Source organism: Peribacillus sp. TH27 (genome assembly GCF_016650915.1).
In the GTDB taxonomy this organism is placed as follows: Bacteria; Bacillota; Bacilli; order Bacillales; family DSM-1321; genus Peribacillus; species Peribacillus butanolivorans.
Genome location: NZ_JAEKEV010000002.1, coordinates 1,916,239 through 1,929,123 on the forward strand (window position 1 = coordinate 1,916,239; position 12,885 = coordinate 1,929,123).

The 12,885-nt window shown below is 39.1% G+C and carries 12 protein-coding genes; 4 read left to right on the forward strand and 8 right to left on the reverse strand.

The features are described from left to right. The first annotated feature begins 27 nt into the window (after window positions 1-27). On the forward strand, window positions 28-192 hold the full coding sequence (locus JFU24_RS10640) for a hypothetical protein (protein WP_201221834.1): 165 nt from the start codon (window positions 28-30) through the stop codon (window positions 190-192). A 497-nt stretch (window positions 193-689) separates the two neighbouring features. On the opposite strand, the gene JFU24_RS10645 is transcribed toward JFU24_RS10640, so the two are convergent. Further along, window positions 690-1,322: a superoxide dismutase family protein gene (locus JFU24_RS10645; protein ID WP_201221838.1), complete on the reverse strand. Its 633-nt coding sequence runs from the start codon at window positions 1,320-1,322 to the stop codon at window positions 690-692. 169 nt (window positions 1,323-1,491) lie between these two features. Next, window positions 1,492-2,796 carry a CitMHS family transporter gene (locus JFU24_RS10650; protein ID WP_201221840.1) on the reverse strand — a complete coding sequence of 435 codons (1,305 nt, stop codon included), beginning with the start codon at window positions 2,794-2,796 and terminating at the stop codon, window positions 1,492-1,494. A gap of 269 nt (window positions 2,797-3,065) precedes the next feature. Between JFU24_RS10650 and JFU24_RS10655 the strand changes: the two genes are divergently transcribed. The 3 genes from JFU24_RS10655 (at window position 3,066) to JFU24_RS10665 (ending at window position 5,788) form a co-directional block, all read left to right on the forward strand. Further along, a complete protein-coding gene (locus JFU24_RS10655; RefSeq protein ID WP_201221842.1) occupies window positions 3,066-4,277 on the forward strand; it encodes an MFS transporter in 1,212 nt (403 codons plus the stop codon). Window positions 4,278-4,547: 270 nt separating this feature from the next. Beyond that, window positions 4,548-5,093 (forward strand): dihydrofolate reductase family protein, encoded by a 546-nt coding sequence (locus JFU24_RS10660; RefSeq protein WP_201221844.1) that lies wholly within the window; start codon window positions 4,548-4,550, stop codon window positions 5,091-5,093. A gap of 197 nt (window positions 5,094-5,290) precedes the next feature. Beyond that, window positions 5,291-5,788, forward strand: a complete 498-nt coding sequence (locus tag JFU24_RS10665) for a DinB family protein (protein ID WP_201221846.1) — start codon at window positions 5,291-5,293, stop codon at window positions 5,786-5,788. Between the two features lie 397 nt (window positions 5,789-6,185). Here the strand turns inward: JFU24_RS10665 and JFU24_RS10670 are convergent, their stop codons facing one another. The 6 genes from JFU24_RS10670 to JFU24_RS10695 all read right to left on the reverse strand — a co-directional run bounded on the left by JFU24_RS10670 (window position 6,186) and on the right by JFU24_RS10695 (window position 12,877). Then, window positions 6,186-7,049, reverse strand: coding sequence for a tetratricopeptide repeat protein (locus JFU24_RS10670; RefSeq protein ID WP_201221847.1), 864 nt, complete (start codon window positions 7,047-7,049; stop codon window positions 6,186-6,188). Between the two features lie 420 nt (window positions 7,050-7,469). Then, entirely contained in the window at window positions 7,470-8,774 is a 1,305-nt protein-coding gene (locus JFU24_RS10675) for an MFS transporter (RefSeq protein WP_201249939.1), read from the reverse strand. A 19-nt stretch (window positions 8,775-8,793) separates the two neighbouring features. After that, entirely contained in the window at window positions 8,794-9,231 is a 438-nt protein-coding gene (locus tag JFU24_RS10680; RefSeq protein WP_056531189.1) for an acyl-CoA thioesterase, read from the reverse strand. 19 nt (window positions 9,232-9,250) lie between these two features. Beyond that, complete coding sequence (locus tag JFU24_RS10685; protein WP_207196264.1) at window positions 9,251-10,840, reverse strand: class I adenylate-forming enzyme family protein; 1,590 nt, start codon at window positions 10,838-10,840, stop codon at window positions 9,251-9,253. Window positions 10,841-10,874: 34 nt separating this feature from the next. Continuing rightward, window positions 10,875-12,056 carry an acetyl-CoA C-acetyltransferase gene (locus tag JFU24_RS10690; protein WP_201182176.1) on the reverse strand — a complete coding sequence of 394 codons (1,182 nt, stop codon included), beginning with the start codon at window positions 12,054-12,056 and terminating at the stop codon, window positions 10,875-10,877. A gap of 47 nt (window positions 12,057-12,103) precedes the next feature. Continuing rightward, window positions 12,104-12,877 carry an enoyl-CoA hydratase/isomerase family protein gene (locus JFU24_RS10695; protein ID WP_379159096.1) on the reverse strand — a complete coding sequence of 258 codons (774 nt, stop codon included), beginning with the start codon at window positions 12,875-12,877 and terminating at the stop codon, window positions 12,104-12,106. Window positions 12,878-12,885 lie beyond the last annotated feature (8 nt).

Here is a 12,885-nt window from a genome sequence, read left to right on the forward strand (position 1 = left end):
GTGAAAACCAAAAAGGAGGAATTTTTCATGGTAGCAAGTCAACAGCAACCCGGATTACATACTAACTTGTCTGATACTCAACTTCAAAAATTCAACCAAATGCTCGTATTTGTTTCTCAAAATAATGAGTTTTATAGAGAAAAGCTAGATAATATATCTTTTCGAGCTATTTTACATTTTGAATATTCTTAAAATTTACTTCATATTGAATCACCTTGCAATAGAATTTGATAGAATTCATTCCCTTGATGACTCATATTTAGATTTAATGGATGATTCTTGTTTCAGGAAGACTTGTAGAATCCAGTGGGAAACGTAAACTACGTGTATGTTATATTTTAACAAAAGGATTAAAATGGAGGATAACCCAATGTACCAATTTCAACATGAATTTCAACGAAAAGAAAGGATATTTAAGGCCTACATCTTTTTATTTATCATAACAGCGTTAGTCAATGTCTTTCTATTTTTGGTGGATAATAATTCAAGTTACCCGATTCTTCGTGGAAGTATCAGTCTATTACTTTTCTGTACCACTCTATACTTTGGCTTGCGAAGGAACCTTTGGGCTGTGCTTATCATTAAATCTTTTGTCTGGGTGCATCTATTCTTACTAATTATCATCTCTCTTAGTTTTATCTTCATGTAAAAAGCGATTCCTCCTTAGAAGAATCGCTCATACTAATTACTTATTTCCCCTCTTCACTTACAACAATTCCACAAGCTTGTCTGTCACCTGCATCACCTGTTTTCAAGGTATCTTCATCTGGTCCCTTTTCTCCATTAGCTCCATATCGGTCAGGGATATTAGCAAAATTGTCCGGGTTTGCATGAACGATGACAGCCAACTCTTCTTTCTTGAGTTGGTCTACCGTTATGCTATCTAATGTTGCCGTATATTTTGCAGTCCCATCTGCTTTTACATAAAGAGGGGGCATATCCCCTGCATGACTGGAGTGTGTTTCTTCAGTTGGATTGAAGTGGCCTCCTGCTGTAGTAAAAGGGCCTTCCTTTGCATCCGCGTCACATGCTGCGTTTTCGTGAACATGGAACCCATGATAGCCTGGCTCTAAGCCTTCCAAAGCAGTCTCAATCACTACAGAATTCTCATCAGCGGAAAAGTTGACAGTACCTAATGTTTTCCCCTCTACATCTTTGACTTCTGCCTTTACCTGCGGATCTACCTCCGTTGGCGAATCTTGACTCACTGTTTTTGCATCTTCAGCATTTTTGTCGGCACCATTTGAATTATCCTCTGAATTACATCCATACAGTAAAAGGGCAGCACACATAGGCAGCATCAGTTTTTGTTTATAATTCATCCTACATTCCCTCTCTCTTTTATGTATATTCTTCTTACATACTTTCCACTATTATGGAAGAATAAACAGAGATTAGGATAAATAGGTAAATAGATTACACTAGTGAGAGGAAACACCTTACTAATTTCACAGTCAAAGATTTTTTATTGTAGCTTAATAGACTCACATTTTACAATGAGATAACGCCGAAAGTAATGGCTGCTATCGTCATGACGATTGTTGTCCCAAACGCCCATTTAAAAAGAAATTTTTGATGGTCTCCAAAATCCACACCGACAAGGCCAATCAAAATGAATGTCGCAGGTACCAATGGGGATAAGGGAAATCCTATTGTTGAATGACCTAACAAAGCTGCCCTGCCTATTTCTACAGGAGTAATTCCAAAGTTCGATGCTGTTTCACTTATAATAGGAAGAATTCCAAAGTAGTAGGCATCAGGTGAAAAAATGAAGCCCATCGGAATGCTCGTAAGTGCTACCACTAAAGGTAGATGTGCACCAAGCCAATCTGGAATAACCGTTACGATAGAAGCTGCCATCGAATCCATCATTTTTGTTTCCGTGAATACACCCGTAAAAATTCCGGCCGCGAAAATTAATGTACAAATCATGACAAAACTATTGGCATGACTTAGAATTCTTTCCTGCTGTTCTTGTGGATTTGGAAAGTTAACAAATAAAGCTATCGCAAAAGCAGCAGCAAATAAGATTTGGATTGGCAGCACTTCCATCACCAACAACACCATAAGTAAAATTGTTAAGAACCAATTAAACCAAAATAACTTGGATGTTCCATAAGAAGCTTCAACAGCCGCAGCTTGCTCGCTCATTCCAGGAGGCATAGCAGTCTCCATCGGACTAACACCTAATCTCTCTCTCTCCCTTTTGCCAAGTATATAAGCCGCAAACAGTGTCCATAACAGACCGCAAATCATAACAGGTATAAGTGGGATGAATAAATCTGATACTTCCACTTGAAGACTGGCGGCCGCTCTTACTAACGGACCTCCCCAAGGAATAATATTCATGACACCTGCAGCTAAACCAACGACACTGGCCAATACAAGCCTGTTCATCCCTAACTTCATATAAAGCGGTAGCATTGCTGAAACGGTGATCATAAATGTGGAAGAACCGTCTCCATCTAAACCTACTAACATCGTTATAATGGCAGTAGCCATGACAATTTTTAGCGGGTCGCCTTTTACAAAACTCAGTATTTTTGCGATCATAGGTTCAAATAAACCAACGTCAATCATCAAACCAAAATATAAAATAGCAAAAACAATCATGACTGCTGTTGGTGTTACCTTTAAAATACCTGCCACCATCATTTCTCCCATTTCGGAAGCAAACCCACCAATCAAGCCAAAAGCTATAGCAGTGAAGATGAAAGCGACAACTACGGATAGACGCTTTGTGATGACTAAGACAAGAAACGTTAAAATCATGCAAAACCCTAGAATTGATAACATGTGAAAATCTCCTTTAATTTGAAAAGTAAACGTACTTCTTTTTAATGCAATCTACAGACTCCTTTCATTTTTCTTATTTTTCTGAAAAATCAATATTTTCTCATTATATCATTGGTGCATTCATTAAAAAACAAGTTTTTCAAACTCGTACAACCATGTATCCCAAAAACTCATTCAAAATCAAATTCGTTTAATAAATTAGTATAATTCTGTATACTATTATTTAGGAACCCGAAGTTTATTTCGGAGGAAAGAAGTGTTGCTTGTAAATGAATGATCATAAATTAGCTAAACGGAATTTATTCATTATGTGGTTCGCCAACTTCTTCATTGGTGGAAGCATGACAATGGTTCTTCCATTCATATCTTTATACATTGGTACATTCGGCAATTATTCTACTCAATATATCCAGCATTGGTCCGGATGGACATTTGGAATTACTTTTGTGACTGCCTTTTTATTTTCACCTATTTGGGGGCGGATTGGAGACAGGTACGGGAGAAAGAAAATCTTGATTGCCTGTGCTTTTGGAATGGGGTTGTCTATTTTCTTAATGGGCTTTGTTCAAAATGTATGGCAGTTATTCCTCTTAAGAATGTTCATGGGAATATTCACTGGCTTCATTTCTATGTCGCAGGCCTTCATTTCTACCCAGACACCGAAGGAAATAGCCGGACGCGTTTTAGGAACATTGCAAACAGGGAATATAACTGGCTCACTCTTCGGGCCATTGATTGGCGGCATACTTGCTGACACTCTCGGCTATTCAACAGCCTTTAAATTCACCTCTATTACGATTTTCATATCTGGACTTCTCGTTTTTGCGACCAGAGAATACCAAGTGGAACGACAAAAAGGAACAAAGACGAGCTATACAAGCAGGGAGGTTCTCTCGCATATCTTACGGAATCCCATCCTAGTGAATGTCATGCTCATTTCGACACTTGTTCAAGTTGCCCACTTTAGCATCCAGCCTATTCTTTCTTTATACGTTGGCGAATTGCATGGAACTTCCAATCTTGGATTTTATTCAGGTATCGCCTTTTCTGCAGCAGGCCTTGGGAATTTATTGATGGCACGGCACTGGGGCAAGATAGGTGATCGGCATGGACATGTGAAGATTCTTGTGCTGCTCCTTTTTCTGACTGCACTTGTCTACTTGCCTGGTGCCTTTATTAATCATTTTTGGCAGCTTGTTTTTGTACGTTTCATACTAGGCATGGCCATAGGTGGCATCATCCCTGTAAGAATTGCCTACATTCGCCAAGAAGCGCCCGTTTCAATGCAGGGGGAAGTACTTGGTTACAATACGAGTCTACGCTTTTTAGGCAATATCATCGGACCTGCTATGGGCGGAATGGTCGCTGGCTTCTATGGATTCTCAGCTGTTTTCATCACGACCAGCACCTTGCTTCTCATCGCCGGACTTGTCCTTTATGCCGCGATGCACCGCAATCCAGAGTTAGCCAGATCACATTAATCACATTTCCGCAAAACAGCCTGCTTCCAATTTGGAGCAGGCTGTTTTATTCTACTAGCAGAAAACACCTTTTAAATGATAGATAAATGATTAAAACGTGTCTTCATATAATATGAATAATTCAATTGAATATTTTTAGAGCATGTTTTGATAATGAAGGATTTTTTCTTATTAAACTAACCGTACCAGATTAGCATAATAACAATTAAAGGAAATTAAACTATTTTATAGAATTAATAAGGAAGTTTGTTTTCATGGAGGGATGTCTCAATGGCAAAATTGATTTATCATGTTGCAACTACACTTGACAACTTTATTGCAGATTTAAATGGGGTAGCTGACGATTCAATCTTTTTATCCGAAGGAGAGCACGTTACAGATTTCATATCCGATATACAGCAATATGATGCGGTCTTAATGGGCGGAAAAACGTACGAATACGGCTTTCAATTTGGTCTTAAGCCAGGCGAACCTAGTGCTTATAAGGGATTGAAGCATTATATTTTCTCAAACACCATACAGTTTGAATCCAACAATGAAGTGGAACTAATAAAAAGCAACGCAGTAGATTATATACATAATCTCAAAATTACTGAATCCGGTAAGTTGTGGCTATGCGGGGGTGGCCAGCTAGGTGGTACGTTAATCAAGCATAAACTCATTGATCAATTAGTGTTAAAGGTCAATCCAGTAATGATTGGTGAAGGTATTCCTCTATTCGGCAGTGTTAAACCTCGTTTGACCTTGGAATTAGTTGATATGAAACAATATACGAACGGAGTAGTAAAACCAACTTATAATATTATTTATTCTTAGAAAATATTGAATTTCTGAGAAATTTAGCTAACGGGTGCTTTACCTCAATAATGGAGGTTGCTTCGGCAGCTGTTTTTCTTATGGAACTATCCAGGTAAGCTTGTTGAAGTAACGGACCAGTATAACGAAATTAAGGAATTGTAGGGCTATTTATTAAAATAATTAATAATAACCATTTACTTCAAGGGGGCTTTAGAATGAATCTAAAAGCTGTATTATTAGAACAAATGGGTGCTTGTTATGAACAAAAGAACTGGTTTGTACCTCTTAACATCGCAATAGATGGACTCTCAGCAGAACAAGCTTCTTGGAAATCAGGGGACAGCAATTCCATCTGGCAGATAGTTAACCATTTAATTTTTTGGAATGAACGGTATCTGAACCGATTCAAAGGTCTTCCACTTTCCCAAGAAGAAGTCAACAATAACGCTACGTTTGATAATACGAATCCGAATGAAACAAATGAAGAATGGCAATCCGTAGTATTGCAGTTACTTAGAGTAATGTCTGATTGGGCTGATGCTATTAAAGACTGCGATGAAGAAAAATTTCATAGTGCTGCATATAAGGAATCTGATGCACCTTGGTCGTCAGTTATTGCTAATATAAATATTCATAATGCATATCATATCGGACAAATCGTGGAAATAAGAAAAGCACAAGGGGTATGGGATTCTAAAAATGGAGTTAATTAACTCCTTTCTTACTTAACTTATGGGTAGTATGTTAGTTCTATAAGAAGTATTGAAAATGAGCAAAGCTTTAACCGATTGGTCTCCTCAATACCTAAAAGTAAACCGAATTCATCATTTGCAATTCGGTTATAACTGCATCAAATATTTGATACGTTCATAGAAAAAAGCACTGGATTTTTGAAGAATCCAGTGCTTTTCTTTATTCAATCAGAATATTATTGCCAATCTCTATAAAAGATATAATTGCTTTATCTACACAATTTCAAATCGTCTGGTACGGTTATTGGATTAACAAACTAGGATATACTTCTCTATTAATTTTCAAGAAAAATATAAATCCCTATATAAATATCGTTCCAAATTGTGTAGTAGTTTTAACGTATTTAACATTTCTCCTCTAGACTGATCGTCCTGCTAATTCCTTAATGCGTTCGATGCGCTCCGGATCCTTTGTTGCAAGAAAGTTATCGAGTATTAAGCGGTCATAGCAAAAAGAAAAGTATTGTCGTGCTTCCTCGCTTCTTTTAAGCAAAAGAAGACACTCCGCGACCTCCTCATAAACATATCCATCGGGTTCGCTGTTTTGTTCGGTTTCAGCAAGTAATTCCATCTGTATTGCAAAAGACTCGTCAACTTGTCCCATTAACCGCAGTACCTTTGCTACGCTCCATTTTGCAATAAACACCGAATTTGGGGTGCCTTGCAACTTGCGGAATTCCAACGCTCGCTTGAACAATTCAAGTGCTTCCTCAAGTTTTCCATTCTCAACTTGTGCCCAACCGATATTATTATATAACGAACCTAACCAACGGCTGGCTTTAGGACTCTTTTCGGCATAGTCTAGCGCCTTCAAATTCCATTCCATACGTTTCTCCGGAGTCGATTCAGCAATTCCCAACATATGCGCTGCATCAACAGCGTAATAATCCTCACTGGACTGGATTCCTAATTCCCATGCATTGAGAAATAGCGGAATAGCGTCCATTGATCGAGATGAGGAATTAAAAACTCTGCCTCGTTCCAGAAAATATCTAATTCGCGCCACAACTAAATCCTCTTTCAATAATCTCTCTGCGCGATCCAGCGTCTCATGCGCTATTCTGCATTTTGCCTGCAATCCCTGAGAACGTGCAATTTGAGTCAAAAGTTCAGCTAAGTATCCAATGTTTCCGGAGCCCTCTGCTTGCATTAGCAAACTGATAAATTTCTGCTCGGTTTCTTCAGGTTGATTGTAATCCCACAGCGCATCGAAGTCTAACATAATTCACTCTCCAAATAGTATAATTTATTTCTGATTAGGATAATGTGATATGGTTATTATTACCACAATTACCATACCATCCGTTTTTGCTTTTGAAAACAAATTTATATTACATTTGATGCAATTTTTTATCATAAATATCATACTGTAAATCTGCTCTGCATTATTTATGAATGCTTGATCATGGGATACAAAATACAATCTTTCCTTCATATGAGGTTTTATTTAACACTTAAGAAGCTTTAAAATTGAAAGTTTTTAAATATCCTTTAAGAAGAAAAATCGAATTTTAATCAACGTTTTTATAAAAGTGAAAGTCCTATTTAAACAAAAAGAATCCATTTTGATCAAACTTTTTCAAAATGGATTCTTTATATTTTCTGTAAAATGTATATTTACACAATGTTCATACAAAACCCCTTATATAGCCGTATTGGTAGATACCTCAGAAACCGGACTCTTTTTTTGACGTATTCCGATACAGGCCGTGACTCCAAAAACGAATAAGAGCCCTGCACAGGTGAAAAAGGAATATTGAAATCCCGTCGTCGCTGACACAGAATTTTCCACAAAAAGTCCTGTAATATAAGGACCCACAATCCCACCTAATGAGGCAATCGCCATAAACCATCCTTGGATTTTACCCTGATGCCTTTTGGAGATAAGGTTTACTAACAACGTCGGTCCAAGAATAAGAGTTATACAACCAAAGGTTAACCCTAATGAAAGCAACCCAACTGCCAGGATATCAGAAGAAACCATGGTCCCCAGGATATAGCATACAGATCCTAATATCATGACAGGACCGAGTACAAAAACTCTGGAACGGATGATACTATTCGTCTTACTGTATAACCGATCAGACAAGAAAGAGAAGAATAATTGTGAAAGAGTAATTAAGATCCATGGAACTGTAACGGCAAAGCTTAATTGGGTCTCACTGATTTGCCGGACATTAGCCAAATAATTAGGCAACCAATTAAGGCCAAATGTATAAGACCAGTATGTTGCAAATCCACAAAGTGCAATTAAAAGGAAGTTTTTCGAAAATAGGGAAGTTGTGAATTTTGTTTCCTTTTCTCTTTCCTCCATGTCCATTTCTATCGGTGTGGATATAGTTGAAGCCTTTTCTTCTGGTTGTTCTTTGCTGAATTTCAACCAAATGAGAACCCAAATTACACCTACAACAGCTGTTGCTATAAAACCGCTTCGCCATCCAAAGCTCTGCATAATATACATCAAGATAGGAGCAGAAATGGCTACACCTAAAGGTCCTCCTATCGAAACAAGCGTCAATCCAAAACTAAGCTTTTGTTTAGGTAGCCATTTAGAAACAGAAGTCATGGCCAACGAATAGGCAGGCCCTTCTCCAGCACCTAAAATAAGTCTTGTTGCCAATAATAATGGAAAACTATAAACAAAAAAAGTAGAAAACTGAACCACAGCCCATATGATGGCAATGATGGTAATGACCCGTTTGGTCCCAATTTTATCGGATAAAGCCCCCATTAAAATAGCTGATAAAGAATATAACCAAAAGAACACACTGCCCACTAATCCCCATTGCGTGGGTGTGATGTTTAGCTCATCCATAATTTGGACGGAAGCAAATCCAATGATGGCTTTGTCCACGTTACTAATGACAGTCAAGAAAAACAAAAGGATAATCATAATCCAACCTTGCTTTGAAATGACACCTTGCTTTTGAATAGAATTCATACCCATGATCGACCTCTTCCAACTTTTATCTACTTAACACTTCTTTCTTATTTACTACATCATCACACGTCATTAGTTCCCTTATTTCCTCTGGAATCGGCTGAGCCGCTATCCCATTTTCTCCTTTTAAAACCCATCCACGAAGTTCATACCCATAACTGACCCTCTCGCCATTCAAAAATATTTCATGTATGAATTGAATGGTTTTTGTACTCATTTTCCCAACTGTGGTCTTAATGACTATCCATTGATCCTCATGAAGCGGCTTTTCGAACGTACAGCGCACATCAATCAAAGGCAAAATAATATTCTTTTCTTTTAATTGCGCTAAGGGCAAATTCATGGACCGAAAAAAGTGATGTGTTGCATTATCAAACCACTTCAAATAATTAGGAAAATAAACAATACCCGCTCCATCTGTCTCCCCGAATTCAATCATAAACTTGTGCTCATTCTCCCTCATTTTTCCTCCCCCTTCCTTATTACCGCAATTCTCCTTTGAGCTCTGATTCTATTCGCTTTGTTAGTTCTCGTTTCAATATTTTCCCTGATGATGTCATAGGGAGTTCATCCATAAAGACAAATTTGTTTGGAACTTTATATGACACGAGTCTTTGTTCGGCAAATTTTTTAAGTTCCTGCTCGGAAGCTTGCTTACCTGGCCTCAAACGGATTACAGCACAAGTGATTTCTCCGAGTACCGTATCCGGTAAGCCAATGATAGCTGCTTCCATTACGCTCGGGTGTTGATAATAGACATCCTCTACCTCACGAGGATAGATATTGTACCCCCCGCGGATGATCAATTCCTTTTTACGGCCGACAATCCGGATATATCCTGCTTCATCCATCGTGGCCAGATCTCCAGAATAAAACCACCCATGTTCATCCGTAGCCTTTTTTGTTTCTTCTTCCATCTGGAAATACCCCTTCATCAGGCCTGCACTTTTGCAGGCAAGTTCTCCGACTACACCTGGCGGAACTGCTTCCCGGCTATCATCCACAATTTTCACTTCTGCGCCCGGCATCGCTCTGCCTACCGTTTCAGCCCTTAGATGGTCATCATCCTCGAAATTCGTCATCGATAAACTTGCAGATGTTTCCGTCATACCATAGGCCACTAGGATATTGCATTTCATCTCATTCTTAATCCGACGAAGAATTTCAATCGGACAAGGTGCTGCAGCCATTTCCCCGGTTCGTAAGCTCGATAGATCATATGTAGAAAAGTTAGGGTGATTCAATTCTAGGATAAACATGGTCGGCACTCCCGGATGAATGGTCACCTTTTCATGCTGAATTAATTCCAATGCCTTTTCCGCTTTGAATTTTTCCATTAAAACGAGTCTTCCCTGACAGGAAATGGAGCGCAACATGAACATCAAGCCCATGATATGAAATAAAGGAACAGGGATTAAAAATACATCGTTAGGACTACAATCCATTTTATAAGCTGCTGTTCTTGATATACTCACCACGTTCTCGTTGGCGAGCATGACTCCCTTTGGATTGCCTGTCGTCCCAGAAGTATAGAGGATCACACAGATATCATCATTTTCCACTTTAGGTGTCTTTAATATTTTGTGATTTCTTCCTAATTGAATTAAACGATCATAATTGTTAATGGAATCATGTTGAAAACGGACGGAGATGAGATGTATTAATGTGGAAATGCTTTTTTGGGCTTCCATCAATTGTGGGAATTGATCGACTTTACCAAAAGTGTTTGAGAAAAAAACAGCTTTAGCACCCGAATTTTCTAAAATATAAATGATTTCATTTTTGCGGAAATCTATATTTAAAGGAATAAGTATCGCACCTACTTTAGATAGCGCCATAAAAATAACCATAAATTCATTCCAATTTGGTAAACAGACCGCGACCCGATCGCCTTTTTCAATACCTAGCTGAACTAATCCAGAGGCTAATAAATCAGCCTCTACATCAATTTCACCATAGGTAAGACGATTTTCCCCATCAAATATTGCTTCTTTTTCCGGTGTTGTTAAAACCGCATGTTTAAAGACCTGTGATACTGTATAAGAATTCGTCCCAGTATGATTGGCTATCAAATACCTTACCTCCTTTACTAACTAAAACGATTCATTAAATTGCTTCCCAAATTGCAGCAATCCCTTGACCTCCACCGATACAAAGCGAAGATACGCCATACTTTTTCCCGCGTCTTTGCAATTCATAAATTAAGGAAAGTGAAATACGTGCACCACTTGCGCCTAACGGATGCCCTAAAGCCACTGCGCCTCCGTTGACATTTCCAATTTCAGGATCAAAATCAAGCAGTTTTTGGCACCCAAGATATTGAGCAGCAAATGCTTCATTTATTTCAACAAGATCGAGATCCTTAATATCCATCCCTGCCCTTGAAAGCGCTTGCTGAATAGCCGTAACTGGACCTAATCCCATTAATTTTGGATCAACGCCGGAGATTCCATAGGAAACGAGACGGGCTAACGGTTTAATGTTATTTTTTTCAGCATAATCTGAAGATGTTAGAATGACCGCTGCCGCTCCATCATTGATACCACTTGCATTGGCTGCTGTAACGACCCCATTATCTTTAAACCGTGCTTTTAACTTGGAGATTTTCTCATACGTTGAAGCACGAGGATGTTCGTCCCGATCAATATTCACTTCGCCTTTTCTTGTTTTAATAGCTACCGGGGTAATTTCTTTGCCAAAGTAACCTTTTTCAATGGCGGCTAGTGCCCGCTCATTACTTCTTACTGCGAACTCATCGCAGCTTTCTCGGGTGATACCATACTCTGCGGCAATATTTTCTGCCGTGATGGACATCGTGCAATCTCCATATGGATCATATAGGGATTCCCATAGAAAATCGGCCATTGGTGCTTGCCCAAGAGGAATTCCAAAACGTGCTCCACGAATAACATGAGGGATTTGGCTCATATTTTCCGCTCCACCAGCAAGGGCAACTTGTGATTCACCAAGTCTGATGGATTGGGCTGCCGATACAATGGCCTGCAATCCAGAACCGCATAAACGATTGACGGTAAGCCCTGGTGCTGACTGCGGGATACCAGATTTCAATCCAATATGCCTACCTAGGAACACAGCGTCGCCGCTTGATTGAATAACATTCCCCATCACTACTTGATCTACTTCTTCTGGTTTTATCCCTGAACGGGTCATTGCTTCCTTAGAAGCTATTACACCGAGGTCAATAGCTGAAACATCTTTGAAAGATCCCCCGAATTCAGTAAATGCCGTTCTTGCTCCCTCTATTAAAACAATATCGTTTCCCGCCATGTTTTGTATCCTCCCTTTTATAAGGGGACGCTGGCGCCCCCATTTTGTTATTTAAAAATAGCTTTTCTTTTTTCTACGAAGGCCTGCATGCCTTCCTTACGGTCAGAAGAGGCAAACGTGTTACCAAAACAAGCCATTTCAATATCCAGTGCCGTATCTAAGTCTGTATTGGCGCCTGCATTAACTGCCTTTTTCATCATCTTCATTGCCATCGAAGATTTACCTGCCAATTTTACTGCCCATTCTTTCGCTTCAGTCAACAGTTGATCTGCAGGAACGACTTTATTAACAACACCAAGTTCATAGGCTCTTTCACCTGAGAACATTTCTCCAAAATACAGAATTTCCTTAGCCGCTTTTTGGCCAACTAAACGCTGAAAACGCTGAGTTCCTCCGCCTCCTGGAATAATCCCCAGATTAATTTCCGGAAATCCGAATTTCGTGCGTTCAGAACAAATAATCAAATCACAAGCAAGGGCAAGCTCCGCACCGCCGCCTAAAGCAAGACCATTTACAGCTGCAATTATAGGTTTTGACAGCCGTTCCATTTTTTCAAAAGCTCCTCGGGAAATTTCATTATTCTGCAGAATCTCCATTTCCGTCAGGTTCATCATCTCTTTTATGTCTGCGCCGGCTGCAAATGATCGATCGCCACTGCCCGTAATGATCACTGCTCTTACCCTGCTGTCACGGTCCAATTGATCCATAAGCATAGAAAGTTCTTTAAAAGACTGCCAGTTTAATGGATTGTGAGGGGGTCTATTCAAATAAACAGTTGCTACCCCTTGCTCAATTTCATATTTCAACACTTCTAATTCCACTTTTATTG